The organism is Cryobacterium inferilacus (assembly GCF_019599185.1).
Taxonomy (GTDB): domain Bacteria; phylum Actinomycetota; class Actinomycetes; order Actinomycetales; family Microbacteriaceae; genus Cryobacterium; species Cryobacterium inferilacus.
The window spans coordinates 216,831-242,379 of the sequence record NZ_JAIEUL010000002.1 but is presented as its reverse complement, the minus strand read 5'-3'; the positions used below and the strand labels follow the sequence as shown (position 1 = coordinate 242,379).

Below are 25,549 nucleotides of genomic sequence, written 5' to 3'. Positions count from 1 at the left end.
GTGCCCTTCCGTCGTCATCGGCCGCCGATCCAGCGCCGCGCTAGCGACGGATCAGGACGGTCCCGGCGATCTTGTCGTGAAAGCCCCGCTGGTCCGAATCCCAGACCAGGGCCGGCACGGCCAGGCCCAGAAGCACGGAGCGCACCAGCGGACGCCACACTCCGACGCGTTCGCCGGTGAGCGTGATCAACCGCAAGCCGAGGAGCAGATGACCGGCGCTCCCGCCGAGGGCGGCGAGCTGGACGCTCTGGAGCAGAACGAACACGGCCAACACCACAAAGCCGTCATAGTTCAGCAGGGTGTAGCCCCAGATCAGGCAGGCGAGCGCCACGGCGATGGCCCAGTCGATGAGCAGAGCCGAGATCCGCCGTCCCACCCTGCCCACGGAGTGCGGACCTGCCGGGGGTAATCCGAGCCGCTCCCCCGGCCAGGTGCTGGGCGGGAGCTGGCCGAAAGTGGTCGGCGGAGAGGGGGGTGAATTCACCCGTTCAGTTTACCGAGCAACCCGCTCTGTAACATGGAGGAAACATAAGCGTCATTCTCAAGTAACCCGTCAGTAATAAGGTCGGGGAAGCCGCAGTGTTCGACATTTCCAGTCACACACGCCTACGTCGTTTGGAGTAAACCCGCATGTTCCGCGATTCGTCCGAAGTGCTCTCGTATATCAAGGACACCGATGTCAAATTCCTTGATCTCCGCTTTACCGACCTGCCCGGTGTTCAGCAGCACTTCAACATTCCGGCGTCGACCGTCGACGAGGACTTCTTCACCGTCGGCCAGATGTTCGACGGCTCGTCGATCCGTGGTTTCGCGTCGATCCACGAATCGGACATGCAGCTGATTCCGGACGTGACCAGCGCCTACATCGACGCGTTCCGCGCCGAGCGCACGCTCATCATGCTGTTCGACATCTACAACCCCCGCAACGGTGAGATCTACTCCAAGGACCCCCGCCAGGTGGCCAAGAAGGCCGAGAAGTACCTGGCCTCCACCGGCATCGGCGACACCGCGTTCTTCGGCTCAGAGGCCGAGTTCTACATCTTCGACGACGTGCGCTACGAGGTCAACCAGCACACCAGCTTCTACTCCGTTGACTCCAGCGAGGGTGCCTGGAACTCCGGTCGCAAGGAAGAGGGCGGAAACCTCGCCAACAAGACCCCGTTCAAGGGCGGCTACTTCCCGGTCAGCCCGGTCGACCAGCACGCCGACATGCGCGACGACATCTGCCTCAAGCTGATGGACGCCGGCCTCATCCTCGAGCGCAGCCACCACGAGGTCGGCACAGGCGGCCAGGGCGAGATCAACTACAAGTTCGACACCATGGTGCACGCCGCCGACGATCTGCTGAAGTTCAAGTACATCGTCAAGAACACGGCACACGAGTGGGGCAAGACGGCCACGTTCATGCCCAAGCCGCTCTTCGGCGACAACGGATCCGGCATGCACACCCACCAGTCCCTCTGGGCAGACGGCAAGCCGCTGTTCTACGACGAGGCCGGCTACGGCGGGCTGTCCGACATCGCCCGCTGGTACATCGGTGGCCTGCTCAAGCACGCACCGGCCGTCCTCGCGTTCACCAACCCGACGGTCAACTCGTACCACCGCCTGGTTCCGGGCTTCGAAGCTCCGGTCAACCTGGTCTACTCGGCCGGTAACCGCTCCGCGTCGATCCGTATCCCGATCACCGGTACGAACCCCAAGGCCAAGCGCCTCGAGTTCCGCGCCCCCGACGCTTCCGGCAACCCGTACCTCGCGTTCGCCGCACAGCTGATGGCCGGCCTCGACGGCATCAAGAACCGCATCGAACCGCACGAGCCGGTCGACAAGGACCTCTACGAGCTGCCGCCGGAAGAAGCCAAGAACATCCCCCAGGTTCCCGCTTCGCTGGAAGAAGCCCTACAGGCACTGGAAGCCGACCACGACTTCCTGCTCGCCGGCAACGTCTTCACCCCCGAGCTCATCGAGACCTGGATCGACTACAAGCGCGAAAAGGAAATCAAGCCTCTCGCACAGCGTCCGCACCCGTTCGAGTTCGAACTGTACTACGGCGTCTAGGCTGCGAGAAGCACAGCGCCACTGACAGACGACAGCAGGACCGCATCCACCCGGATGCGGTCCTGCTTTCGTTGAATCTGCTGACGTTGAATCGGTCGGTGTCAGCCGGAGAAGGGTCCAGGCCGCTCCACGGGACCGTAGAAACGGCGCTCGAAGACCGCCCTGGCCCGGCGCGTGACCGCGAGATAATCTTCTTCGAGCTGGTTCGCGGAGCCCGGCGGATACTCCAGCATGCGAGCCACACCGTCGAGTTGCATCCGGTCGCTGGGCAGCACGTCGGCGGTCTTGTTGGTCCACAGGGTGATCGCTGAGCGGCACCGGGACGCGAACAGCCAGGCCGCCCGTAGGGTGGCCGCTTCGGCGTCCGTCACGAACCCGTGCCTGGCCGCCTCCTGCAGGGCCACCAGGGTGGAGGTGGTGCGCAGGGACGGCAGGGCCGCCGCGTGCTGCAACTGCAGCAGTTGCACGAACCATTCCACATCGCTCAACGAACCCCGACCCAGTTTGAGGTGACGATTCGGGTCAGCGCCCTGGGGCAAACGCTCGTTCTCCACGCGCGCCTTGATGCGTTTGATCTCCCGCACATCCTGGTCGCTGATCGCGGTCGGGTAACGCACGGTGTCCATCACGGCGTGAAAACCGGCCAGGAGCGCGGGCTCTCCGGCCACGCCGCGGGCACGCAGCAGAGCTTGCGCCTCCCAGGTGAGCGCCCACCGGCGGTAGTACGCCTGATAGGAATCCAACGACCGCACCACCGGACCGTTCTTGCCCTCGGGGCGCAGCCCGATGTCGAGGTCGAACGGCAGCCGGTTGTCGTCGGTCAGCCGGTTCAACTCGCGCACGATGAACGACGCACGATCGTGCGCCGCTCCCCCCTCCAGGGTGCCGGGGCGGAAAACGTAGAGCACGTCGGCGTCCGAGCCGAAGCCCAGCTCGGCTCCACCGAACCTGCCCATCGCGATGACCCCGAACTCGATACCGTCAGGAGCCACCGGAGAATCCTCGCCGGTGAGGCCGGTCCCGCGGATGGCGCCGAGGACGCCCTGGATGATCACGGTCGCCACATCGGTCAGCCCGGCGGCGAGCTCGTCGATCGTGATGCGACCGAGGATCGCCGATAGCGCCAGGCGCAGCATCTCCCGCCTGCGGCTGGTGCGCAGCACCGACGCCGCGGCGTCTGGGCTGCCATGCCTGGCCAGGACGGCGCGGGCCTCGTCCTGCAGAACGCTGAGTGGACGCGGACGGAGGTCCTTGTCGTGTTCGAGCCAGGCGACGGCTTCGGGAATCGTCTCGAACAGCTCGCCAACGTACCGGGACGCCGAGAGCACCCTGGTCAACCGTTCGGCCGCGCCGGAGGAATCGCGCAGCATCCGGAGGAACCAGTAGGTCGATCCCAGGCTGTCGCTCAGCCGCCGGAAGGCGAGCAAGCCGTAGTCCGGGTCTGCGCCGTCCGAGAGCCACTGCAGCATCACCGGCAGGAGATGCTGCTGGATGGTCGCCCGTCGAGACACCCCGCCGGTGAGCGCGGCGATGTGGGCCAGGGCCCCGGCCGTGTTGCGGAACCCGATGGCCGCGAGTCTGGCTTCAGCCTGGGCGCTGGTGAGGTTGAGCCCCTCAGCAGGGAGCGCGGCGACCGCGGAGAGCAACGGTCGGTAGAAGAGCCGTTCGTGCAGGCCGCGCACGCGGTGCTTGGTGGCCTCCCAGCGGGTGGTGAGTGCGGCAGCGCTCGTCGCCAGGCCCGTAGCCCTGGCCAGGACCCGCAGACCGGCTTCGTCACGCGGCAGCAGGTGGGTGCGCCGCAGCCGGTCCAGCTGCAGCCGGTGCTCCATCAGGCGCAGCGTCCGGTAGTCCCTGGCGAACTCGGCTGCCTCGACGCGGCCGACATAGCCGGACTCGGCCAGGGCGGCGAGGGCGGGCAGTGTGCCGGGCTGGCGGACGTCAGGGTCGGCTTGGCCGTGCACGAGTTGGAGCAGTTGGACGGTGAATTCGATGTCCCGAAGTCCGCCGGGGCCGAGCTTGAGCTGGACGGCGACCTCGTCGGCGGGGATGTTGCTGGTGACCCGTTCGCGCATCCGTTGCACGGAGTCGACGAAGTTCTCCCGGCTCGCGCTCGTCCACACCTTCGGCGCCACGGCGTCGACGTACCGGGTGCCGAGTTCCAGGTCCCCCGCCAGCGGATGCGCCTTGAGCAGGGCCTGGAATTCCCAGCTCTTGGCCCATCGGTCGTAGTAGGCGATGTGCGAGTCGAGGGAGCGCACCAGGGCGCCGGACTTGCCCTCTGGACGCAGGTTCGGGTCCACCTCCCACAATTCGGGTTCCAGGCTCGGCTGGTTGAGTCCGCGCATCATCAGAATCGCCAGGCGAGTCGCAATGTCGACGGCGCGTCCGATCTCGAGGCCTGCGGCCTCATCCCCCTCCGCGACAAAGATGACGTCGACATCGCTGACGTAGTTCAGCTCACCCGCGCCGGCCTTACCCATACCGATCACGGCCAACCGCGTGCGCCGGACCTCGTCGATCGGGAATACGCCGTGCGCGGCGACATCTCCGCCGATCATTCCCCTGGCGACCGCGAGTGCGGCCTCCAGAGCCGCCGATGCCAGGTGCGCAAGCTGGCGGGCGATCAGGTCCAGCCCCGCGACGGGGTCGGCCTGCTCCAGGTCGTATGCGGCCAGTTCCGCGAGTCGACGCCGGTATCGCACCCGCAGGGCCACCCAGCCGTCATCCTCCAGAAGCGAGGCGAATCCGTCGGTGGCCTGCACGGCGGAGAGCAGGTCAGCGGTCAGGTCGGCCAGGCTGGGCAGCGTCGATGTCTTCGCGTGCAGCACCTCGAGTTCGCCGGGGTGCCTCAGGAAGAAGTCGGTCAGACCGGTCGACGCACCCGAGACCAGGACCAGCCGTTGCAGGGCGCCCGGGTGCCGCCTGAGGGCGGCGAACTCGGTCGGAGCCTGCCTCACCAGGCAGAGAACGGCGAACAGGGCCGCATCCGGGTTCGCGGCGCGGCTGAGCAGCGGGAACAGGTCGGACGGGTCCGGTCCGCCCCTCTCACTCACCTCGTCGAGCCGGGCGCGGGCCTCGCCGAGATCGGCGAAGCCCACGCGAGCGAGGTCTGTCAGGGTCAGCTGTTCTCTCGCCATAGTTGTGTGCCTGTCTGGACTGCTCCTAGAGCATCTCGAGGTTCTTGTTGAGCTCGAACGGGGTGACCTGCGACCGGTACTCGCGCCATTCCTGGCGCTTGTTCAGCAGCACGTAGTTGAAGACGTGCTCGCCGAGCGTTTCAGCGACGAGCTCGGACTCCTCCATGTACTGGATGGCGTGGTCGAGGCTGGCAGGAAGCTGGTGGTAGCCGAGCGCACGTCGTTCAGTGTCGCTGAGCCCCCAGACGTTGTCCTCGGCTTCCGGCGGCAACTCGTAGCCCTCTTCGATGCCCTTGAGCCCTGCGGCCAGCATCAGTGAGTACGCGAGGTACGGGTTCGCCGCGGAGTCGATCGCACGGTACTCGATCCGGGAGCTCTGGCCCTTGTTGGGCTTGTAGAGCGGCACCCGGATCAGCGCTGAGCGGTTGTTGTGGCCCCAGCAGACGAAGCTGGGGGCCTCGTCGCCGCCCCACAACCGCTTGTAGGAGTTGACGAACTGGTTGGTGACTGCCGTGATCTCCGGCGCGTGCCTCAGCAGCCCGGCGATGAACTGCCGACCCGTCGTGGAGAGCTGGTACTGTGCGCCGGCCTCGTAGAAGGCGTTGGTGTCGCCCTCGAACAGCGAGAGGTGGGTGTGCATGCCAGAGCCCGGCTGGTCGGAGAGCGGCTTGGGCATGAACGTCGCGTACACACCCTGCTCGATCGCCACCTCCTTGATGACGGTGCGGAAAGTCATGATGTTGTCGGCCGTGGTCAGCGCATCCGCGTACCTCAGGTCGATCTCGTTCTGGCCGGGCCCCGCCTCGTGGTGGCTGAACTCGACGGAGATGCCGAGGTCCTCGAGCATGCGCACCGAACGCCGACGGAAGTCGTGCGCGGTGCCACCGGGGACGTTGTCGAAGTAGCCGGCAGAGTCGACGGGGACGGGCCCGTTCTTGCCGAACTTGGACGACTTGAGCAGGTAGAACTCGATCTCGGGGTGGGTGTAGAAGGTGAAGCCCCGTTCGGCCGCCTTGGCGAGGGTGCGCTTGAGCACGTTGCGCGGGTCGGCGACGGCGGGCTGACCGTCCGGCGTGGTGATGTCGCAGAACATCCGGGCAGTCGGGTCGACCTCTCCGCGCCAGGGCAGGATCTGGAACGTGGTGGGGTCCGGGTGGGCCAGCACATCGGCCTCGAACGACCGGGTGAGACCCTCGATCGCGGACCCGTCGAAGCCGAGGCCCTCAGCGAACGCCCCCTCCACCTCTGCCGGTGCAATGGCGACCGATTTGAGGGTGCCGACCACGTCCGTGAACCATAGTCGAATGAACTTGATGCCCCGTTCCTCGATTGTCCGAAGAACGAAGTCGCGCTGCTTGTCCATTCACGCCCTTTCTTGTTGCACCTAGGCTACCGTGCCGCCCGGCCCGCGGGCCATGACCGGCCGGTCGGGGCCCGATCGGTCCGTGGAATTCGGTGCTGACTACACTGAAGCCATGTCAGAGTCAGCCGCACCCGACGCCGCCACGGCCGTCGAGGTTCAGAACCCGTACGCCAGCGCGCCAGCCGGACCCAAGCGGGTGCGCACCAGGCATTTCCAGAACGCCAAGAACCAGGGCATTCCGATCACCGGCCTGACCAGCTATGACATGTTGACCGCGCAGATCTTCGATCAGGCCGGCATCGACTTCCTCCTCGTCGGAGACTCCGCCGGCAACAACGTCTTCGGCTACGAGACCACGCTGCCGGTCACCGTCGACGAGCTGATTCCGTTGACGCGTGCGGTGGCCCGCTCGGTGACCCGCGCCCTCGTGGTCGCCGATATGCCCTTCGGCAGCTACGAGACCGGCGCGTCAGGGGCACTGCACACCGCGGTGCGCTTCATGAAGGAGGCTCAGGCCCACGCCGTGAAGCTCGAGGGTGGGACGCGTATCCGCAAGCAGATCAAGCGCATCGTGTCGGCGGGGATTCCGGTGATGGCGCACATCGGCTTCACTCCGCAGAGCGAGCACGGATTGGGCGGGCACATCATCCAGGGCCGCGGTGCGGCCGCTGACACCCTGATCGCCGATGCCCTCGCGGTACAGGACGCCGGAGCCTTCGCGGTGGTCCTGGAGATGGTGCCGGCGCAGGTCGCCGCGTTGGTCACCGAGCGGCTGGAGATTCCCACCATCGGCGTCGGTGCTGGGCCGAGCGTCGACGGCCAGCTGATGGTCTGGACCGACTTCGCCGGCATGACGACGGGGCGAGTGCCCAGATTCGTTCGGCAGTACGCGAACGTGCACACCGTGCTCACGGATGCGGTCCACGCGTTCAAGGACGACGTGGCGTCCGGTGCCTATCCGGGGCCGGAACACAGCTACGAGTAGCCGCCACCGGGCCCGCACTCGCCGCCGGGTTGTGTGACGGACCGCGTCAGCGGTCCTCCTCGGCGTCGTCCTCCGCCCATTTGGCGCTGTTCGAACGCAGCTTGTCGAGAGCATGAGTTGCCTCGTCGAAGGTCGAGAACGGCCCGACCCTGTCGACGGACGGCGACATCAGTCCCTTTTCGACCGCACCCGTGCGCATGTTGTACCAGAACTGTTGATCAGCATCTTCGGCCATAAGGTTGATCATATGCCTAAGGATTCTGCCGGTCACCTTCTTCCGGGAACCGTGTCCAGCCACCGTTCCGTACCCGCCCACATCATCAGGCCCGAGTACGTCGGGCGCACCGCACCCGCCCGCTACACCGGCTCCGACGTGTACTCCCCCGAGCGCATCGAATTGATCCGGGAGTCCGGGCGAATCGCTGCAGAGGCGATCCAGGCGGTCGGTCGAGCCGTCGTGCCCGGTGTCACGACCGAGGAACTGGACAGGGTCGGCCACGAGTTCCTCCTGAGCAATGACGCCTACCCGTCCACTCTGGGCTACCGGGGCTACCCCAAGTCGTTGTGCTCGAGTGTGAACGAGGTGATCTGTCACGGGATCCCGGACGACACCGTGCTGGAGAACGGCGACATCGTCAATATCGACATCACCGCGTACAAGAACGGTGTGCACGGCGACTCCAACGTCACCTTCATCGTCGGCGAGGCCTCTGAAGAGGTCACCCTGTTGGTGGACCGCACCAGGGAGGCCCTGGCCCGCGGGATCAAGGCCGTGGCACCCGGCCGCCAGGTCAACGTCATCGGGCGCGCCATCGAGTCGTACGCGCGCAGGTTCGGCTACGGAGTGGTGCGGGACTTCACCGGCCACGGGGTCGGCGATGCCTTCCACTCCGGCCTCATCATTCCGCACTACGACTCCGCGCCCCAGTACGACACCGTGATGGAGGTCGGGATGGTGTTCACGATCGAGCCCATGCTGACCCTGGGTACCAGCGAATGGGACATGTGGGCGGATGACTGGACGGTCCTGACCCGGGATCGCAGCATCACGGCACAGTTCGAGCACACCCTCGTGGTGACCGAGCGCGGTGCCGAAATCCTGACCGTCGTCTAGCCGGTAGATTGTTGCAATGAGTTCACCCACTGCCATCGGCATCGACATCGGCGGAACCGGCATCAAGGGAGCCGTGGTGGATCTCTCCACCGGCGCCCTGCTCTCCGACCGGGTCAAGCTGCCCACCCCCAAGGGCGGGCGCCCCCAGGACATCGTCGACACCACCCGCCAGATCCTGGCCACGGTCTCTGCCGGGGCCGGAGACCTCCCCATCGGTGTGTGTTTCCCCGCCATCGTGAAGCACGGCCACACCATGTCCGCCGCCAACGTGTCGGACAAGTGGATCGGCCTCGCCGCCGAGGCGTTGTTCGAGAAGGGCCTTGGCGTACCCATCCACTTCGTCAACGACGCCGACGCCGCCGGTTACGCCGAGGCCACCTTCGGTGCCGCCAAGGGCGTCGATGGAGTCGTGCTCCTCACCACCCTGGGCACTGGCATCGGGACGGCGCTGATCAATGACGGCGCCCTGGTGCCCAACACCGAGCTCGGTCACCTCGAAATCGACGGCGTCGACTACGAGACCCGCGCCGCGTTCAGCGCCAAGGAGCGCGAGGACCTGAGCTGGTCGAAATGGGCCGGCCGGTTGCAGAAGTACTACTCCCGGCTGGAGGCGCTCTTCTCTCCTGACCTGTTCATCGTCGGCGGCGGGGTCTCCAAGCACCACGAAGACTTCCTCCCGCTGCTCAAGCTGAACACGCGGATCATCCCGGCCGTGCACCGCAACAACGCGGGAATCCTTGGCGCCGCCGCGCTGGCGGCGACGTACACGCCTGGCTCCTGACCCGAGAGGTCTAGGCAGCCGACCCGGTGGGGCCCGCAGCGGCCCGACGGTCCTGCCGGGCGCGCCACCAGGCGCGTACCCGACGTGCCTGGCGTCGTACCAGCTCCGTCAGGCGGTGCGCTGCCGGGAACTCGGTACCGAGCACGGCCACGCCGATGAAGACGATCAGCCAGCCCGGTCCGGGGAGGGGCACCAGGATCAGGCCAACGGTCACGACCAGCAGACCCACCAGGGCGACGAGAATCCGGTACGGCGCCCTGATCCGCGGATGGGCGTGGATCCAGACCCTGGACCCCGCCAGAGCGGCGCGGAGCCGTGGCCAGCGCCCGTTCGTCTCTGGCCGCACCGGCGTACGGTCGGCGGCAGACGAAAAGCCGGGTGTGCTCATGCACCCAGCGTAGAAGCAGCGGCCGAGAATAGGTCATCCAGACCTGTGCTCTAACCGGATTATCAGGAAGTGGAATGGGCCGGCTGGTACGCCGGGTTCTGTCCAGGCTTGCGCCCTGGACGGCCATCTATCTTGGGACTACGTTGCCGCAGCCCTCTAGCGGTCTACCCGGAAACTCGGCGAGCCGCCTTGGCGTTTCCTGTTCGACCTTGCTCCGGGCGAGGTTTACCGAGCCAGCCAGGTCACCCTGGCCGCTGGTGGTCTCTTACACCACCGTTTCACCCTTACCGCAGGCCTGGGGCCTGCGGCGGTCTACTTTCTGTGGCACTGTCTCGCGGGTTACCCCGGGTGGGTGTTACCCACCGCCCTGCTCTGTGGAGCCCGGACGTTCCTCGGCAGCCCCGGCTCCGAAGAGCCTGGACTGACGCGACCGTCTTGCCGACCCATTCCGTTGATCGAGCCTACAGGGCTGCGACGCTTTATCGCGCCGCGCCAGCTCAGATGCCGGATTCTTCCGTCCGCACCAGCACCGCACCGCAATCCGGGCAGAAAACGATGTCGTCGGCGGGGGCCGCGCGCACGTCTTCGAGGTCGCTGCCGGTGAGGGTCATGGTGCACCCGCTGCAGGTACGAGCCCGCAGGAGCGCGGCAGCGTTGCCGCGACCGAGAACGCGGCGTTTTTCGTACAGCGCAGCCAGATCGGCTCCGATGGCGGACGCTATCGCCGCCCGGTCCCTGGCCAGCTCGCCGAGCTGACGATTGAGGTCCTGCAGGAGGGCGTCCCGTTCGGCTTCGATCCCGGCCACCTGGGCCGTGACCGTGGCCCGCTCCGCCGCGGTCTCTGCGACCAGCGCCTCCTTCTCCTCGAGGCGCTCCATGACGGCGAGTTCGATTTCTTCGAGTGCGGTCAGGCGCTTGCCCAACGCGGCGAGTTCGGTCTCGAGGGCCTGGACGTCTTTGATCGAGGACGTGTGCTGGGCCCGTTCGGTGTCCCTCTGGATCCGCTTCTCGACGACCTCGACATCCGATTCGATCCGTCGCAGCTCGATCCGGGCGTCTTCGACGTCTCCGGTGCGGGACGTCAGCACGGTTCTGGAGGCGTCGAGGGTGCGGCCGAGAGCGGTGAGCTCGGCGTGCTGCGGAAGCGCCTTGGCCTGGTGTTCGACCTGCTGAATCTTGGTGTCCATGGCCTGGAGCCGCAGGAGCTCCTTCTGCTCAACTGGAGATGCCTTCACAATGACCTGACCTTCATGATTATGGAGTTGAAAAAAACTGGGGGGTGGGCCGGTTTCACTGGGTGACGACGAAATCCCACGGATCGGTGCGCAGGTCGCTGACGAGGATGCGCACGCCGGGCAATTTCGCGGCGAGTTGCGCCGCCGCGGTGTCCAGCCAGAGCCATTCGCTGGCCCAGTGTGACACGTCGATGAGTGCGGGGCCAACCCCGGCGAGGAGGGTCTGTTCCCTCGACTCCGACGCGGGGTGGTGGCGGAGGTCGGAGGTGATGAACACATCGGCGGTGTGCACGAGCGGTTCCCTGAGCAGGGAGTCCCCTGCGCCGCCGCACAGGGCCACGGTCTGGATCAGGTCGGAGTAGCCGCCGGCGACCCGGATGCCGGATGCCGTGGGCGGGATGAGCTCCGCCAGCTGCCGGGCGAGGGCGCCGAGGCTGACCGGTTCCGGCAGGCGTCCGACCCGGCCGATACCGGTGCCCGCCGTGCTGCCGGTGGTGATCGGACGAACATCGGTCAGCCCCAGCCGCTGAGCGAACACGTCGGAGACCCCGTCGGCGACGACGTCCGCGTTGGTGTGCGCGGCCAGCACGGCACAGTCGGCCCTGATCAGGCGCGCCAGCAGTGCGCCCTTGTAGCGGTCCTCTGCGACGCTGGTGACCCCGCGCAGCAGAAGCGGATGGTGGGCCAGAAGGAGGTCGACTCCCCCGTCCACGGCCTCCGCCACGGTGTCAGAGACGACATCGACGGCCAGCAGGATGGACTCCACCGTGCGGGAGGGGTCACCGCTGACCAGGCCGGGGGCGTCCCACTCCTCTGCACCGGCCAGCGGCCACAGGTCGTGGGCGATCCGGGCTACATCAGCAAGCGAGAAGGACACCGCACCAGCCTACTAGGCGGGCGACGTCGTGCCCTCTGGTCTCGGTCACCAGCCGGTCTGGCTACCAGCCCAGGGTGCCGGGGGCGCCCTTGAACGGCCCGACGATCCGGTCGGTGATCCAGCCGCCGTAGAACCCGCCAGGCTGCGGTCGCACGATCTCGCCGTCCACCAGGCACTCGTCCAGGCGGCCGGGGTACACGGCCACCATGTCGGCGAGGTCGACAAAAGCCGGCTCCGGATCGGGGTAGTACCACGCCACACCATCGGCCTGTCGATCGCCGACGACGATGGAGAGATAGGCGGCCAGGCCCTTGTACTCACACACGCTGTGACCGTGCGCCGGCTGCAGCACCCCGGCGGCGAAATCGCCCCTGGGGAGGTAGTACGTCGGCGGATGGCTGGTTTCCAGCACGCGCACGCTGGTGCGGGTATCGAGGATCGCCCGATTGTTGAAGCGCAACACGATGTGTTCCCGGCTGGCTTCCACCCTGGGCGGACGCGGGTAGTCCCACACCGACTCCTGGCCGGGGCCCGGCGCCACCCGGCGCCGATCGACGCGACTCATCGCCGGTTACCGGGGTCGCAGGCCGGCGCCGTACACGGCCGCCTGGGTGCGCCTGGCCATCCCGAGCTTGGCCAGCAGCCCGGACACGTAGTTCTTGACCGTCTTCTCGGCCAGGTCGAGCTGGTCACCGATCTGACGGTTGGTGAGCCCCTCAGCGATGAGTTCGAGAACCTGGCGTTCCCGCGTGGTGAGGTTGGAGGCCGGCGAATCCGCCGCGGTGCCGGTCAGTTCGGTCACGACCTTGCGAGTGACGGCCTTCTGCACGAGGGACTCCCCCCTGGCGACACGACGGATCGACTCGACGAGGTGCTGGCCGCGGATGTCCTTGAGCACGTAGCCGGACGCGCCGGCGAGAACAGCGGAATAGCTGGCCTTGTCGTCGTCGTAGGCCGTCAGCATCAGGCACTGCACCACCGGATTGGCCGAACGGATGGCGCGGCACACGTCGATGCCGCTGCCGTCCGGCAGGCGGACATCGAGCACGGCGACGTCAGGCACCGTGGCGGCAACGCGAGCGACGGCCTGACGGGCGGTGGCCGCTTCGCCCACCACCTCGAGGTCCGGTTCGGCGTTGATCATGTCGGCGATTCCGCGTCGCACGACCTCATGGTCGTCCACCAGGAAGACTCTGATCATCACGATTCCTTTCGTACAGGTACAGGTTCGGGTTCAATCTGTGCGGTCCACCGCAGCCGGCTGCCGCCCCTGGCCCTGTTCTCCAGCACGACGTCACCGCCCCACTGCTCAGCCCTGGCGGACAGGTTCGCCAGGCCGCTCCGGCGGTCCGATTCGACCACGCCGACTCCGTTGTCGACGATTTCGATCACCACGAGGTCGTCGCCCACGCTCAGGTTCACGACTGTTTCGGTGGCTTCGGCATGCCTCACGACGTTCATCAGGCCCTCGCGGATGACCGCGGCGATGTCGTCGGACATCGCCGGCGGAGTGAGCAGGTCGATCGGGCCGGTGAAGACCAAGCGCGGGGTCTGCTCGAACAGGGAGGCGAGTTCGCTGAGCAGGTCGATGACCCGGTGGCGGATGGAGCCGCGGTCGCGGCTGGTCTGCGCGGTGAGGGCGAAAATGGCCGTGCGGATCTCCACGATGGCGACATCGAGTGCGACGACTTCCTCGATGATGCGTTCACGCACATCGGGGTCTTCCACCGAGCCGCTGATGGCCTGCAGTCCGATGCCCGCGGCGAACACCCGCTGGATGACGTTGTCGTGCAGGTCCCTGGCGATCCGGCTGCGGTCTTCGAATAGGGCGAGCTTCTGGCCGGCGCTACGCCCCCTGGCCAGCTCCAGGGCCACACTGGCCTGACCTGCGAAGTCGGCCGCCATCTCCAGGTCGCTCGTGGTGAAGCGGGGTCGCCCGGTGGACCGTGACACCGTCATCACGCCGTGGGTCCGGCCGGCGGCGAGCAGGGGGATCACCATCGTCGGCCCGAGCACGAGTTTGGCGTCCGGCTGGTCGAGGCTGGCCCCGCCGTCGGCAGTGAGGATCGGCTGTCCGCTGTCGAACGCACGCCCCACCGTGGTTCCGGCCGACGGTATCACCAGGCCCTTGACCTGCTTGCCCCTGGTGCCGCGCGCCGTGTCGACGATGAGCGTACCGGTGCCCGCGGCCAGGACGACGCAGACCAGGTCGGCATCCGCCAGGGAGGCGAATCGTTCGGCGAGCAGCTCGAGGGACGCATCCGCCCGGTCGGAGAGCAGCGCAGCGCTGATCTCGGCCGAGGCGGCCGACCAGCGCTGGCGTCGCCTGGTCTCGTCGAAGAGCCTGGCATTATCGATCGCGATGCCCGCGGTGGCGGCCAGCGCGGTCAACAGTTCCTCGTCTTCTTCGCTGAACGCGCCCGACGCCTGGTTGGAGAGATAGAGGTTGCCGTACACCTCGCCCCGGACTCGGACGGGCACGCCGAGGAAGCTGTCCATGGGCGGGTGGTGCGCGGGGAAACCCGAGGACCGGGGGTCGTCGCCCAGGTGGGTCAGCCGGATGGCGTGCGGATCGTCGATGAGCGCGCCGAGAAGTCCGTGCCCGGCGGGGAGCTGGCCGATACGGGCCGCCAGGTCGTCGGGGATGCCCACGTGGATGAACTGCTCGAGGTTACCGCTCGGAGCGATGACACCGAGCGCCCCGTACTGGGCACCGACCAGGTCGACGGCGACGTCGACGATGCGACGGAGCACGGCCGCGAGATCGAGCTCCTCGACGACGGCCTGACTGGCCTGCAGGAGGCTGCGGAGGCGACCCTGGGTGGCGAGGACCTTCTGCGCGTTCACGACGAGTTCGGTCAGCGCCTGATCGAGGGCTGACCGCGGACCGTCGGGAAAGGAGAGCCTGGTCTCAGGAGCGGTCACAGAATACGTCCCCTTTCGGTCGGCGCTAGCTGAAAGTGTAGCTGACTGGGACCTTCGGCCCTTTCGAAATCCCGGTCGTGAGCGCAGTCTGACTAGGTGACATCTCCCGACGCACCCCGGGAAGAACTGGAGATCGACTCATGGTTGAGAGAGTGATCGTAGCCGTCGACGGGGGTCCCGCGAGTCGCGCCGCCCTCGAGTGGGCGCTGGAGCGGGCCGCCACCGTTCCCCTCCATCTGGAACTGACCACGGTGGTCGAACTCGGCTGGTCGCCGGTGGACGGTCCTGCCGATGACTTCCAGCCGGCGTACGAGCGGGCGTTGGCGGAGGCCGCCGGCGTCGTGCAGCGCACCGACCCCAGGTTGAAGACCACCAGTATCGTGCGCAGGGGCGCCCCGGTCGATGAGCTGGTGCGCGCGTCAGCGGATGCCGACCGCCTCGTCGTCGGCACCAACAAGACCGGCCTGCTCGTCGGCGCCGTGCACGGCACTCTGCCGCTGCGCCTGGCCGCACACGCCAAGTGCGCCGTCACCGTCGTCCCCACCGGCTGGACTCCCGGGGGCGACAGCGTGGTGGTCGGCGTGGAGGACGACGACACCGTCGACGCCCCACTCGCCGTCGCCGCGGCTGAGGCCGAGACTCGCTCTCTTCCCCTCGTCCTCGTTCACGCCTGGTCGATTCCGGCCACCCTCGGCGTGGACTTCGGGGCCGCGGTCCCGTTCGACGCCCTGATCGAGGCCCACGAGGAGATCCTGGTGCGCGCCCTCGCCCGGGTCAGGGCAACGCACCCGGCGCTCACCGCATCCACCGTCCTGATGCAGGGCGCCGCCGCGCCGGCTCTGGTCGATGCCGCCTCGTCTGCGGCCGTCCTCGTCGTCGGATCGCACGGCCGTGGCGCCATCGCCGGCCTCATTCTCGGCTCGGTCAGTCACGACGTGCTCCTGAACATGCCCTGCCCGGTGACCGTCGTACCGCGCAGTGCCCATGGTGTCGCCGACGAGTCCGCCCGGGGGTCCAGATGACGGTCACGTATTACATCGGTGTCGATGGATCCGGCCCCAGCCGCGCCGCCCTGCGTTGGGGGGTGCGTCGAGCCGCCGAGTGCGACGCGACCGTGGTGTTGGTCAATACCGTCGATGACGAGTGGGGCCGCATCGGCCGTGACGCCGCCGCCGATGCCGAACACCAGGCGAAGGAACTCCTCGCCGAGGAATCGGACCGTGTCCAGGCCCTGCATACCGGGGTCGCCCTGAGCACCCGGATCGTGCACGGCGGAACGGCGTGGGAGTTGGCCCGGCTGCCCCGGCCGGAGGACCTGCTGATCGTGGGTACCCACAAGACCGGGTTCCTTCGTGGTCGAGTCCTCGGGTCCCGCAGCGTGCAGATCGCCTCGGCGGCCCGGTGCTCCGTGGCCATCGTTCCCGACACCACCCTGGAGTCCCGCCACGACATCGTGGTCGGTGTCGACGGCGGCGACGGCTGCATCCCCGCCGTGCAGATGGGCGCCCAGGAGGCGAGCCGCCTCGACCAGGATCTGCTGTTGGTCTATGCGCCCGGCGCCAGGGCCGAGGCCGCGGACGATCGCAACCCGCAGTCCGCGCGCGTGCTTCTGAACGCCGCCGCCGTCGCATCCGCCACGGCGCCGCGGATCACGGTGCGGCGTCGGGTGGCCCACCGCGACCCGGCGGAGGCCCTGCTGGATGCCAGCTTCGATGCCGCCCTGCTCATCCTCGGTGTGTCGACGCGGCACGGCGAGAGCGCGCTGATCGGCTCCGTCACCCACGACGTGCTGATGAACATCAACGTCCCGGTGCTGATTGCCAGGGGAACGGGCGCCGCCAATTCGAGCGGCACGCTGGCGTCAACGGTCAGCGCCTACTAGGACAGCGCCTGCGACAGCAAGAGGCGGAGCCGTCCGGTCAGTAGTCGAATTCGTCGAACTGCGGTGAGCCCGCAGGGGCGCCGGCCCAGGCCAGGGACGCAGGAACCGAGCCCGAGCGCACCTTGTTCCGCAGCGACGTCGTGGTCGACGCTTCGGTCAGCTCGAGCACACCGTCGGCACTGGTCACGCTGACCAGTTGACTGGACCTGCCGATGAGGAACTGGGCTCGACCCTGGCTCCCGTCATCGGCGATCACCGGGATGTCCACGACGTCGGTCTCGTGGCGGTTGCTCAAAGCCTCGGCGTAGAGCATGACGGCGTCGGCGAGATCGCTGCCGGTGACGACAGACCCGCCCGGATGGTAGATGCGTTTCATGATTGACCCCTGCAGACTCACGAGAAGATGATGTGCCGTAGCCGGGGTCTGGGGCTATGGCGTTATCCTACGACCGTCGGAGTCATAAGGCGAGGTCTGAGCTGACGATCCGCGCTGCCACGTCGGCCAGCGCCAACCCGTTCGACCTGGCGTGCTGGCGGATCAGGGTGAAGGCCTCGTCCATGTTCACCGAGTGGGTATAGGCCACGACACCCTTGGCCTGTTCGATCACGACGCGGCTACTCAGGGCGTACTGCAGCTGCTGCCGCGCCAGGTCACTCTGTCTCAGGGCTCGTTCCTGCAGAATACCGATCGTCGCGACATCGGCGAGGGCCTGCACGGTCGGCGCGTCCTCGACCGGCAATCCACCCGTCCGATCCCAGAACAGGTTGAGTGAACCGATCGTGGTGTCCCGCAGCCGCATGGGCACCGAGAACATCGAGGAGAAACCCTGCTCGAGCGCGCCCTGGCGAAACCGTGGCCACTTCGGCCCAGACGCGCGGATGTCCGGGACGGACACGGCGTGCCCGGTGACAACGCTCTGAACACAGGGACCACTGCCGCTGCGCAGCTGCAGGATCTCCACCAGCCGGCTGCGCTCGTTCGTGGAGGCCACAACCTCGAATTCTTCGTCGTCGGTGAGGATGATCCCTGCGGCGGACGCGTCGAACAGAGGCACACAGTGGGACACCAGGGTGTGCAGCAGGTCGACGACGTCGTAGCCGACGACGAGAGTGTCGGCGAGCGTCACGAAGGCCTCAACGAGTTGGCCTTCACGGGTCTTGGTCGCCATGCCTACATCATAATGAACCGGCCGGAGGTGCCCAGTCCTCGGCCACGTCGACCCGGCGGGCCACGATATCGGCCGCGACGCGCCGCACCGTCATGCCCCGCGCGAAGGCGTACGCGTTGATCACGAGCAGGGCGTCAGCCGCGGTGAGTCCCAGCTGGGCCAACACCATGCCCGTCGCCTGGTGCACCTCCCGACGGGAGAACCCGTCCGGGTCCTCCTCGCCCCGCTGCACGGGCGACTCGGTCAGCGCCCGCCGCAGCACCTGGCGGGTGCAGATCTCGGCCAGGGTCACGGCGTCCTGTACCTGAGCGGTCGACAGCGTGCGCTCCTGATCGCTGTAGAGATCGACGGCGCCGATGTTCAGGGAGCCCAGGGTCAACGGAAAGGCGAACATCGCGCAGACGTCGAACCCGGCGAGGGCCGCTGTGAACAGCGGCCACCGGTCGGATTCCCGGTCCAGCTTCGCGGTCAGGACCGGGCGACGTTCCGTCAAGGCCTGCCAGCACGGCCCTTCACCGAGGTCGAATTGGAGTTCGTCCAGCCTGGCGGCCTGCGCGTCGGTGGCGCACACCGTCTCTGAACCGAATGGGGCGCCCAGCGTGGACACGGCCGCCCCGACGACCGGCAGCACCCTCAGGAACGGCCGGCACAGGCTCCGACCACGATCGACAGCAGTCGACAGTTCCTCGGCGGCGGCGGCGAGTGCCGATCGATCAGGCATCCGGGATCCCTTGCGGCGAACGGTCTTGTCGCGGTGTCGCCACGCAGACCTCGCAACCGATGAGAGTGGGCCCTACCGGGCTCGAACCGATGACATCCACGGTGTAAACGTGGCGCTCTACCAACTGAGCTAAAGGCCCCGACCGACGCGAGCGGCGGGATGGAAACAGCTTACCGGCACGGGAGGCCCGGGCGGCAACTCAGGCTAGGCCGGCTGCAGTTCCGCCAGCGCGGCCCGGTAGGCCGCGAGGGAGCGGGCCTCCCCCGGCGCGGTGATGAAGCTGGCGCGGATGATTCCGCTGGGATCGATCAGGAAGGTCGCCCGGTTGGCGAAACCCTTCTCGTCGAGGAAGACCCCGTATTCCTTGGCCACGGCCCCGTGCGGCCAGAAGTCGGCGAGGAGGGTGAAGCCGTAGCCCTGCTCATCCCCCCAGGCCCGGAGCGTGTGCCGGGAATCGACCGAGATACCGATCAGTTCGACGCTGTTGTCGGCGAACAGCGCCAGATTATCGCGCAGCTCGCACAGCTCGCCGCTGCAGATACCGGAGAACGCCAGCGGGAAGAACACCAGCGCGACCGATTTCTCACCCCGGTAGCGGCTGAGTTGGATGCGTTCGCCGTACTGGCTGACCAGCTCGAAATCGGGTGCCTGGGTGTCGTTCTCCAGAGCCATGGTGGGTGTCCTTTCCGGCCACCGGGAAACGGTGGCTGAATCCGAGAGTGCAGCCTAGTCTCCCGTTTCGGCATCGCCAACACGGACGAGGCCGGGCCGGCGGCCAGCCGTCTGCGCTTCCCAGCAAGAATCACTAGGCTGACGGGGTGCCTTTCGGTCGTGACCCGACCAGAGCTCTCTCCGGCACGCCTAATCCAGGCATGATCTTCCCCCAGCACGATCTGCCCTACAGAAAGAGGTCGAGTGTGACTGTCAACGACCAGGACCCGTACTCCATGGACAACTCGGACGCCGATCCGGACGAGACAAGCGAATGGTCGCAATCCCTCGACGCTCTCGTCGCCGCGAACGGCCCCGGCCGTGCGCGCGAGATCATGTTGAGCCTGCTCAAGAGGTCCAAGGAACTGCACCTCAACGTTCCGATGGTGCCCACCACGGACTACATCAACACCATCGCCTCGACCAACGAGCCCGAGTTCCCCGGCGATGAAGACATCGAACGGCGCTACCGCGCCTGGATCCGCTGGAACGCCGCCGTGCTCGTGCACCGCGCCCAGCGCCCCGGCATCGCCGTCGGTGGCCACATCTCGACGTACGCGTCCTCCGCGGCCCTTTACGAGATCGGCTTCAACCACTTCTTCCGCGGCCAGGATCACCCCGGCGGCGGCGACCAGATCTTCATCCAGGGCCACGCCTCCCCCGGAACCTACGCCCGCGCCTTCCTCGAGGGCCGCCTCAGCGCCAACCAGCTCGACGGCTTCCGCCAGGAGAAGTCGCACGCTCCCGACGGCATCTCGTCCTACCCGCACCCGCGCCTCATGCCGGAATTCTGGCAGTTCCCGACCGTGTCGATGGGCCTCGGCCCGATCAACGCGATCTACCAGGCCCAGCTCAACCGCTACCTGACCAACCGAGGCATCAAGGACGCCAGCGACCAGCAGGTCTGGGCGTTCCTCGGCGACGGCGAGATGGACGAGGTCGAGAGCCGCGGCCAGCTCCAGGTCGCCGCAAACGAGGGCCTGGACAACCTCAACTTCATCGTCAACTGCAACCTGCAGCGTCTTGACGGCCCCGTCCGCGGTAACGGCAAGATCATCCAGGAGCTGGAAAGCTTCTTCCGCGGCGCCGGCTGGAACGTCATCAAGGTGGTCTGGGGCCGCGAGTGGGACGACCTGCTGTCCCGCGACACCGACGGTGCGCTGCTCAACCTGATGAACGTCACCACCGATGGCGACTACCAGACCTACAAGGCCGAGAGCGGCGCATACGTGCGCGAGAACTTCTTCGGCCGCGACCCCCGCGCGCTCAAGCTCGTCGAGGGCTACACCGACGACGAGGTGTGGAACCTCAAGCGCGGTGGCCACGATTACCGCAAGGTCTACGCCGCGTTCAAGGCCGCCTCGGAGCACAAGGGCCAGCCGACCGTGATCCTGGCCAAGACGGTCAAGGGCTACGGCCTCGGCCCGAGCTTCGAGGGTCGCAACGCCACGCACCAGATGAAGAAGATGACTCTGGACAACCTCAAGACCTTCCGTGACAGCATGCACGTGCCGATCACGGATGCCCAGCTCGAGGCCAACCCGTACCAGCCGCCGTACTACACCCCCGGCGACGGTGACGAGGCCATCCAGTACATGCACGAGCGCCGCCGCGCGCTTGGCGGGTACCTGCCGGAGCGTCGCACCAAGTACACCCAGATCAACCTGCCGGACGACTCCACCTACGCCGTCACGAAGAAGGGTTCTGGCACGCAGGAGATCGCCACCACGATGGCGTTCGTCCGACTGCTCAAGGAGCTGCTGCGCTCCAAGGACTTCGGTCACCGCATCGTGCCGATCATCCCCGACGAGGCTCGCACCTTCGGCATCGACGCGTTCTTCCCGAACGCGAAGATCTACAACCCCAACGGCCAGCACTACACCTCGGTCGACCACGCGCAGCTGCTCGCCTACAAGGAGAGCCCGCAGGGCCAGATCATCCACGTCGGCATCAACGAGGCCGGGGCACTCGCGGCCTTCACTAACGTGGGAACGTCGTACTCCACCCAGGGCGAACCGCTCATTCCGGTGTACGTGTTCTATTCCATGTTCGGTTTCCAGCGCACCGGCGACGCCATGTGGGCCGCGGGCGACCAGATGACCCGCGGGTTCATGATCGGCGCGACGGCCGGCCGCACCACGCTCACCGGTGAAGGCCTGCAGCACGCCGACGGTCACTCGCCGCTGCTCGCATCGACGAACCCCGCTGTCGTGTCCTACGACCCCGCATTCGGTTACGAGATCGGGCACATCGTGCGCTCCGGCCTCGAGCGGATGTACGGCGGAGACCACACCGACCCGAACGTGATGTACTACATCACCGTGTACAACGAGCCGCAGGTCCAGCCCGTCGAACCGGCCGATGTGGACGTCGACGGCATCATCCGGGGCATCCACCGGGTATCGGTGTCCGGCCAGGACGGGCCGAAGGCCCAGCTGTTGGCCTCCGGCGTTTCGGTGCCGTGGGCACTCGAGGCCCAGGCCCTGCTCGCCGCCGACTGGGGGGTCTCCGCCGATGTCTGGTCGGTCACCTCGTGGTCCGAACTGCGCCGGGACGGCTTGGCCGCCGAGGAGCACAACTTCCTCTTCCCGAACGAAGAACCGAAGACCGCATACGTCACCGACAAGCTGGCAGACACCGCCGGCCCGTTCGTCGCCGTGTCCGACTTCATGCACGCCGTGCCCGACCAGATCCGTCAGTTTGTGCCCGGTGACTTCGCGACGCTCGGCGCCGATGACTTCGGCTTCTCTGACACCCGTCCGGCAGCACGCCGGTTCTTCAAGATCGACAGCCCGTCGATCGTGGTGCGCACCCTGCAGCAGCTGGCCAACAGCGGCGAACTGGACCGCAGCGTGATCCAGCAGGCGATCGACAAGTACAAGCTGCACGATGTGCTGGCCGGCAACACCGGCTCGGCCGGTGGCGAGAGCTAACCGACAACGTGGCCGCGTCGCCGAAGACAAAGGAACAGACGCTCACCTGGTTGCGCACAATTTCAGGTGAGCTGTCGACGGCGACGCTGAAACGGCTCGAGGACACGCTGCCCTGGTACGGCGATATGCCACCGGGGCGGCGGTCCGCCGTCGGCCTGGTGGCTCAGGCCGGCATCACGTCCTTCATCTCCTGGTACGACGATCCCCGGTCCACCCCGTGGATCGCCGCGGACGTCTTCGGCGCCGCTCCCCGCGAGCTTCTCCGCTCGGTCAGCCTGCAGCAGACGCTGCAACTGATTCGAGTCACCGTCGAGGTCGTCGAGGAGCGTGTCAAGGACGGCTCGGAGACCCTGCGGGAAGCGATTCTGCTGTACTCCAGGGAGATCGCGTTCGGCGCTGCGGATGTCTACGCCAGGGCTGCAGAGGCGCGCGGCCTGTGGGACGCCAGGCTCGAAGCGCTCGTGGTCGATTCGATCCTCAGCGGCGAATACGACGACGAACTGCCCAGCCGCATCGCCGCCCTGGGGTGGCACGGCCATGGCGAGGTCTGCGTCCTCGTCGGTACCACCCCGAAGATGCTCGACGTCGACCAGCTGCGCCGGTCCGCCAGGCACATGACCGCGGACGTGCTCATCGGCGTGCAGGGCAACCGGCTGGTCCTGGTGATCGGCCGTGCGCATCCGACCGTGCCGGAGGCCGACGAGGCCGCGGGCACCACGACCCTCAGCTTCATGGACATCGCCCTGCAGTTGGAGCCCAGCTTCGGCCCCGGCCATCTGGTGCTCGGCCACGAGGTGCCCAACCTGGTCGACGCGTCCAAGAGCGCCAAGGCCGCTCTGGCCGGTTTCGCCGTCGCCAGGTCCTGGCGAAACGCGCCCCGGCCCGTGTCGGCGGACGACCTGCTGCCTGAACGTGCCCTGGCCGGCGACCCGCTCGCTCGCGCCACCCTCATCCACCGCATCTACCGCCCGTTGCAGGCCCACTCCACCGAGCTGCTCACCACACTCTGGTGTTACCTCGACAACGGCCGCTCCCTCGAGGCGACGGCCAGGGAGCTGTTCGTGCATCCCAACACCGTGCGATACCGGCTCAAACGGGTCTCAGAGGTGATCGGGTACGACGCCACCGGTGCGAGGGAGGCTTTGATCCTCCAGGCGGCCCTGATCATCGGGTCCATCAGCGACCACGACGGTTCCAGCCGGCGACGGTAACCACACCCTGGCGCGGCGTTTGCGCATTCGCACAAACGTTTCCGGCATACTCGGTAGATTGTCCACACCCCTTGTGTGGGTCAAGTTGGGAGACTTAGGAAATGCTTGTTGTCGTCTGTCCCGGTCAGGGTTCGCAAACACCCGGATTCCTCGAACCCTGGCTGCAGAACCCGGTGTACGCCGACCAGCTGCGCAGCATGTCAGAGCAGGCGTCGACCGATCTGGTCACGGCGGGAACCATCGGCGACGCCGACACCATCCGTGACACGGCGATCGCGCAGCCGCTCATCGTCGCGGCCGGACTGCTCGCCCTGAACGCCCTCTTCGCCGACGGCCGTCGCGACGCGATCGGCGGCATCGCCGGGCACTCGGTAGGTGAGATCACGGCTGCCGCCGGAGCCGGTGTGCTCAGCACTGCCGACGCCATGACCTTCGTCGGAGAACGAGGCCGGGCCATGAAGGCCGCCGCCGCTCTCGTGCCCACCGGCATGAGTGCCATACTCGGCGGTGACGAGGCCGAGCTGCTCGCCAGGCTCGCCGAACTCGACCTGGAACCGGCCAACTTCAACGGCGGCGGACAGATCGTGGTGGCCGGCGAGCTCGGCGCCCTCGCCGCCCTCGCCGCGAATCCCCCGGCGAAATCCCGGGTCGTTCCCCTGCAGGTCGCCGGAGCGTTCCACACCCGTTACATGCAGCCGGCGGTGCTGCACCTGGCCGATGTGGCCGGCCGACTGACTCCCCTCGCGCCGACGCTGCCGCTCTGGACCAATTCCGACGGCAGCCTGGTCTCCGACGGGCCCGCTTTCGTCGACCTGCTCGTCGGCCAGGTCTCGTCGCCGGTACGGTGGGACCTGTGCATGCAGGCTTTCGCCGACGCCGGAGTGACCGGAATCATCGAGGTCGCTCCCGCCGGCGCTCTGGTCGGTTTGGCCAAACGAGCCCTTCGAGGCATCCCGAGCGTGGCCATCAAGACCCCGGACGACCTGCCCGCTGCGTACGATCTGATCGACCACCAGGCCTGAATCAGCAAGAATCGCCACCGGAAGAGAAGAATGACACAGCCACACCTCCTGCAGTCCCAGGGTGCCCAGTACACCCGCATCCTCGCCGTCGGCGCCGCCCGCGGGGACCTCATCGTTCCCAACGACGACCTCGTCGGGCCGATCGATTCCTCGGATGAGTGGATCCAGCAGCGCACGGGCATCATCACCCGCACCAGGGCCAGCCAGGACGTGGAAGCCGTCGACCTGGCCACCACCGCGGCCCTCGAAGCGATCGTCAAGAGCGGCGTCGACGCGTCCCAGATCGACGCGATCATCATCGCCACGATCAGCAACGGCCGCCAGACGCCGTCGATGGCCGCCGTCGTCGCCGAACGCATCGGCGCCGTGCCGGCCGCAGCCTTCGACCTCAATGCCGCCTGCGCCGGCTACGCCTACGGCGTGGCCCAAGCGGATGCCCTGATCAGGTCGGGCGCCGCCCACTACGCCTTGGTCATCGGTGCTGAGAAGCTCTCCGACCTGGTCGACCCCGCCGATCGCAGTATCTCGTTCCTGCTCGGCGACGGCGCCGGCGCCGTCGTCATCGGCCCGAGCGACTACCCGGGCATTTCCGCCTCGGTGTGGGGCTCGGACGGCCGCGCAGATGCCGTGGGCATGAACGGGACCCTGCAGGAGTACCGCAGGGGCGACAAGGACTGGCCCACCCTCCGTCAGGAGGGTCAGACCGTGTTCCGCTGGGCCGTGTGGGATATGGCGAAGATCGCCAAGCAGACCCTGGCCGCTGCCGGGATCACCGCTGATCAGCTCGCCGCATTCATCCCCCACCAGGCCAATATGCGTATCGTCGATGAGTTCGCCAAGCAGCTCAAGCTGCCGGAGTCTGTTGTCATCGCCCGCGACATCGCCACGACCGGGAACACCTCGGCCGCCTCGATCCCCCTCGCCACCCATCGCCTGCTCGAAGAACACCCCGAGCTCAGCGGTGGCCTCGCCCTCCAGATCGGCTTCGGAGCCGGCCTGGTTTACGGCGCGCAAGTAGTTGTGCTGCCGTAGCATCCCCC

General features: G+C 67.3%; 24 protein-coding genes, 1 tRNA gene and 1 other RNA gene. 10 read left to right on the top strand and 16 right to left on the bottom strand.

All coding sequences use genetic code 11. The features are described 5' to 3' along the window. Window positions 1–40: 40 nt before the first annotated feature. Window positions 41–484 carry an RDD family protein gene (locus K2F54_RS03030; RefSeq protein ID WP_220604347.1) on the bottom strand — a complete coding sequence of 148 codons (444 nt, stop codon included), beginning with the start codon at window positions 482–484 and terminating at the stop codon, window positions 41–43. A 146-nt stretch (window positions 485–630) separates the two neighbouring features. Here K2F54_RS03030 and glnA (K2F54_RS03025) point away from each other — a divergent pair, with 146 nt between their 5' ends. Next, a complete protein-coding gene (gene glnA, locus K2F54_RS03025) occupies window positions 631–2,055 on the top strand; it encodes a type I glutamate--ammonia ligase (protein ID WP_220604346.1) in 1,425 nt (474 codons plus the stop codon). A 101-nt stretch (window positions 2,056–2,156) separates the two neighbouring features. On the opposite strand, the gene K2F54_RS03020 is transcribed toward glnA (K2F54_RS03025), so the two are convergent. Both K2F54_RS03020 and glnA (K2F54_RS03015) read right to left on the bottom strand, forming a co-directional pair. Continuing rightward, entirely contained in the window at window positions 2,157–5,192 is a 3,036-nt protein-coding gene (locus K2F54_RS03020; RefSeq protein ID WP_220604345.1) for a bifunctional [glutamine synthetase] adenylyltransferase/[glutamine synthetase]-adenylyl-L-tyrosine phosphorylase, read from the bottom strand. Window positions 5,193–5,217: 25 nt separating this feature from the next. Beyond that, window positions 5,218–6,555, bottom strand: a complete 1,338-nt coding sequence (gene glnA / locus K2F54_RS03015; protein ID WP_066595282.1) for a type I glutamate--ammonia ligase — start codon at window positions 6,553–6,555, stop codon at window positions 5,218–5,220. Window positions 6,556–6,667: 112 nt separating this feature from the next. Here glnA (K2F54_RS03015) and panB point away from each other — a divergent pair, with 112 nt between their 5' ends. After that, window positions 6,668–7,540: a 3-methyl-2-oxobutanoate hydroxymethyltransferase gene (gene panB / locus K2F54_RS03010; RefSeq protein ID WP_220604344.1), complete on the top strand. Its 873-nt coding sequence runs from the start codon at window positions 6,668–6,670 to the stop codon at window positions 7,538–7,540. 46 nt (window positions 7,541–7,586) lie between these two features. On the opposite strand, the gene K2F54_RS03005 is transcribed toward panB, so the two are convergent. Beyond that, entirely contained in the window at window positions 7,587–7,787 is a 201-nt protein-coding gene (locus tag K2F54_RS03005) for an SPOR domain-containing protein (protein WP_220604343.1), read from the bottom strand. Between K2F54_RS03005 and map the strand changes: the two genes are divergently transcribed. Then, complete coding sequence (gene map, locus K2F54_RS03000) at window positions 7,788–8,654, top strand: type I methionyl aminopeptidase (RefSeq protein WP_220604342.1); 867 nt, start codon at window positions 7,788–7,790, stop codon at window positions 8,652–8,654. 16 nt (window positions 8,655–8,670) lie between these two features. Next, window positions 8,671–9,435, top strand: coding sequence for a polyphosphate--glucose phosphotransferase (gene ppgK, locus K2F54_RS02995; RefSeq protein WP_220604341.1), 765 nt, complete (start codon window positions 8,671–8,673; stop codon window positions 9,433–9,435). A 10-nt stretch (window positions 9,436–9,445) separates the two neighbouring features. Here ppgK and K2F54_RS02990 read toward each other — a convergent pair whose 3' ends face one another. The 7 genes from K2F54_RS02990 to K2F54_RS02960 form a co-directional block, all read right to left on the bottom strand. Further along, entirely contained in the window at window positions 9,446–9,823 is a 378-nt protein-coding gene (locus K2F54_RS02990; RefSeq protein ID WP_220604340.1) for a TIGR02611 family protein, read from the bottom strand. 71 nt (window positions 9,824–9,894) lie between these two features. Beyond that, window positions 9,895–10,269, bottom strand: an RNA gene (rnpB, locus tag K2F54_RS02985) — RNase P RNA component class A. A gap of 51 nt (window positions 10,270–10,320) precedes the next feature. Beyond that, window positions 10,321–11,058, bottom strand: a complete 738-nt coding sequence (locus K2F54_RS02980; RefSeq protein WP_220604339.1) for a zinc ribbon domain-containing protein — start codon at window positions 11,056–11,058, stop codon at window positions 10,321–10,323. Between the two features lie 55 nt (window positions 11,059–11,113). Beyond that, window positions 11,114–11,935: a Nif3-like dinuclear metal center hexameric protein gene (locus tag K2F54_RS02975; protein ID WP_220604338.1), complete on the bottom strand. Its 822-nt coding sequence runs from the start codon at window positions 11,933–11,935 to the stop codon at window positions 11,114–11,116. Between the two features lie 61 nt (window positions 11,936–11,996). Further along, window positions 11,997–12,500, bottom strand: a complete 504-nt coding sequence (locus K2F54_RS02970) for a DUF427 domain-containing protein (RefSeq protein ID WP_220604337.1) — start codon at window positions 12,498–12,500, stop codon at window positions 11,997–11,999. Between the two features lie 6 nt (window positions 12,501–12,506). Further along, entirely contained in the window at window positions 12,507–13,136 is a 630-nt protein-coding gene (locus K2F54_RS02965; protein ID WP_220604336.1) for a response regulator, read from the bottom strand. Further along, the gene (locus tag K2F54_RS02960) at window positions 13,136–14,860 is read right to left on the bottom strand and encodes a sensor histidine kinase (protein WP_220604335.1); all 1,725 of its coding nucleotides are present in this window, start codon (window positions 14,858–14,860) and stop codon (window positions 13,136–13,138) included. Before K2F54_RS02960 ends, K2F54_RS02965 begins: the two co-directional genes overlap by 1 nt. 140 nt (window positions 14,861–15,000) lie before the next feature. Between K2F54_RS02960 and K2F54_RS02955 the strand changes: the two genes are divergently transcribed. Together K2F54_RS02955 and K2F54_RS02950 are read left to right on the top strand one after the other, a co-directional pair. Next, complete coding sequence (locus K2F54_RS02955) at window positions 15,001–15,882, top strand: universal stress protein (protein WP_220604334.1); 882 nt, start codon at window positions 15,001–15,003, stop codon at window positions 15,880–15,882. Then, window positions 15,879–16,742 (top strand): universal stress protein, encoded by an 864-nt coding sequence (locus K2F54_RS02950; protein WP_220604333.1) that lies wholly within the window; start codon window positions 15,879–15,881, stop codon window positions 16,740–16,742. Before K2F54_RS02955 ends, K2F54_RS02950 begins: the two co-directional genes overlap by 4 nt. A gap of 37 nt (window positions 16,743–16,779) precedes the next feature. On the opposite strand, the gene K2F54_RS02945 is transcribed toward K2F54_RS02950, so the two are convergent. The 5 genes from K2F54_RS02945 to K2F54_RS02925 all read right to left on the bottom strand — a co-directional run bounded on the left by K2F54_RS02945 (window position 16,780) and on the right by K2F54_RS02925 (window position 19,304). After that, window positions 16,780–17,118: a hypothetical protein gene (locus K2F54_RS02945; RefSeq protein ID WP_220604332.1), complete on the bottom strand. Its 339-nt coding sequence runs from the start codon at window positions 17,116–17,118 to the stop codon at window positions 16,780–16,782. Between the two features lie 82 nt (window positions 17,119–17,200). Further along, a complete protein-coding gene (locus K2F54_RS02940; RefSeq protein WP_220604331.1) occupies window positions 17,201–17,911 on the bottom strand; it encodes a GAF and ANTAR domain-containing protein in 711 nt (236 codons plus the stop codon). Window positions 17,912–17,918: 7 nt separating this feature from the next. Beyond that, window positions 17,919–18,632: a GAF and ANTAR domain-containing protein gene (locus tag K2F54_RS02935; RefSeq protein ID WP_220604330.1), complete on the bottom strand. Its 714-nt coding sequence runs from the start codon at window positions 18,630–18,632 to the stop codon at window positions 17,919–17,921. 66 nt (window positions 18,633–18,698) lie between these two features. Then, window positions 18,699–18,771 (bottom strand) — tRNA-Val (locus tag K2F54_RS02930). Window positions 18,772–18,836: 65 nt separating this feature from the next. Beyond that, window positions 18,837–19,304, bottom strand: coding sequence for a peroxiredoxin (locus tag K2F54_RS02925; protein ID WP_220604329.1), 468 nt, complete (start codon window positions 19,302–19,304; stop codon window positions 18,837–18,839). A 245-nt stretch (window positions 19,305–19,549) separates the two neighbouring features. Between K2F54_RS02925 and aceE the strand changes: the two genes are divergently transcribed. From aceE to K2F54_RS02905, 4 genes are all read left to right on the top strand, one after another. Beyond that, window positions 19,550–22,276, top strand: coding sequence for a pyruvate dehydrogenase (acetyl-transferring), homodimeric type (aceE, locus tag K2F54_RS02920; protein ID WP_220604328.1), 2,727 nt, complete (start codon window positions 19,550–19,552; stop codon window positions 22,274–22,276). 50 nt (window positions 22,277–22,326) lie between these two features. After that, window positions 22,327–23,487 (top strand): PucR family transcriptional regulator, encoded by a 1,161-nt coding sequence (locus K2F54_RS02915; protein ID WP_220604327.1) that lies wholly within the window; start codon window positions 22,327–22,329, stop codon window positions 23,485–23,487. A gap of 101 nt (window positions 23,488–23,588) precedes the next feature. Further along, window positions 23,589–24,509 (top strand): ACP S-malonyltransferase, encoded by a 921-nt coding sequence (locus K2F54_RS02910; protein ID WP_220604326.1) that lies wholly within the window; start codon window positions 23,589–23,591, stop codon window positions 24,507–24,509. A 30-nt stretch (window positions 24,510–24,539) separates the two neighbouring features. Next, on the top strand, window positions 24,540–25,541 hold the full coding sequence (locus K2F54_RS02905) for a beta-ketoacyl-ACP synthase III (protein WP_220604325.1): 1,002 nt from the start codon (window positions 24,540–24,542) through the stop codon (window positions 25,539–25,541). Window positions 25,542–25,549 lie beyond the last annotated feature (8 nt).

What these genes read in the sequence shown, in the direction of transcription:
- glnA (WP_220604346.1), top strand. Translation starts at nt 631, where the DNA reads ATGTTCCGCGATTCGTCCGAAGTGCTCTCGTATATCAAGGACACCGAT.
- K2F54_RS03020 (WP_220604345.1), bottom strand. Translation starts at nt 5,192, where the DNA reads ATGGCGAGAGAACAGCTGACCCTGACAGACCTCGCTCGCGTGGGCTTC.
- glnA (WP_066595282.1), bottom strand. Translation starts at nt 6,555, where the DNA reads ATGGACAAGCAGCGCGACTTCGTTCTTCGGACAATCGAGGAACGGGGC.
- panB (WP_220604344.1), top strand. Translation starts at nt 6,668, where the DNA reads ATGTCAGAGTCAGCCGCACCCGACGCCGCCACGGCCGTCGAGGTTCAG.
- K2F54_RS03005 (WP_220604343.1), bottom strand. Translation starts at nt 7,787, where the DNA reads ATGATCAACCTTATGGCCGAAGATGCTGATCAACAGTTCTGGTACAAC.
- map (WP_220604342.1), top strand. Translation starts at nt 7,788, where the DNA reads ATGCCTAAGGATTCTGCCGGTCACCTTCTTCCGGGAACCGTGTCCAGC.
- ppgK (WP_220604341.1), top strand. Translation starts at nt 8,671, where the DNA reads ATGAGTTCACCCACTGCCATCGGCATCGACATCGGCGGAACCGGCATC.
- K2F54_RS02990 (WP_220604340.1), bottom strand. Translation starts at nt 9,823, where the DNA reads ATGAGCACACCCGGCTTTTCGTCTGCCGCCGACCGTACGCCGGTGCGG.
- K2F54_RS02970 (WP_220604337.1), bottom strand. Translation starts at nt 12,500, where the DNA reads ATGAGTCGCGTCGATCGGCGCCGGGTGGCGCCGGGCCCCGGCCAGGAG.
- K2F54_RS02965 (WP_220604336.1), bottom strand. Translation starts at nt 13,136, where the DNA reads ATGATCAGAGTCTTCCTGGTGGACGACCATGAGGTCGTGCGACGCGGA.
- K2F54_RS02955 (WP_220604334.1), top strand. Translation starts at nt 15,001, where the DNA reads ATGGTTGAGAGAGTGATCGTAGCCGTCGACGGGGGTCCCGCGAGTCGC.
- K2F54_RS02950 (WP_220604333.1), top strand. Translation starts at nt 15,879, where the DNA reads ATGACGGTCACGTATTACATCGGTGTCGATGGATCCGGCCCCAGCCGC.
- K2F54_RS02945 (WP_220604332.1), bottom strand. Translation starts at nt 17,118, where the DNA reads ATGAAACGCATCTACCATCCGGGCGGGTCTGTCGTCACCGGCAGCGAT.
- K2F54_RS02940 (WP_220604331.1), bottom strand. Translation starts at nt 17,911, where the DNA reads ATGGCGACCAAGACCCGTGAAGGCCAACTCGTTGAGGCCTTCGTGACG.
- K2F54_RS02935 (WP_220604330.1), bottom strand. Translation starts at nt 18,632, where the DNA reads ATGCCTGATCGATCGGCACTCGCCGCCGCCGCCGAGGAACTGTCGACT.
- K2F54_RS02925 (WP_220604329.1), bottom strand. Translation starts at nt 19,304, where the DNA reads ATGGCTCTGGAGAACGACACCCAGGCACCCGATTTCGAGCTGGTCAGC.
- K2F54_RS02910 (WP_220604326.1), top strand. Translation starts at nt 23,589, where the DNA reads ATGCTTGTTGTCGTCTGTCCCGGTCAGGGTTCGCAAACACCCGGATTC.
- K2F54_RS02905 (WP_220604325.1), top strand. Translation starts at nt 24,540, where the DNA reads ATGACACAGCCACACCTCCTGCAGTCCCAGGGTGCCCAGTACACCCGC.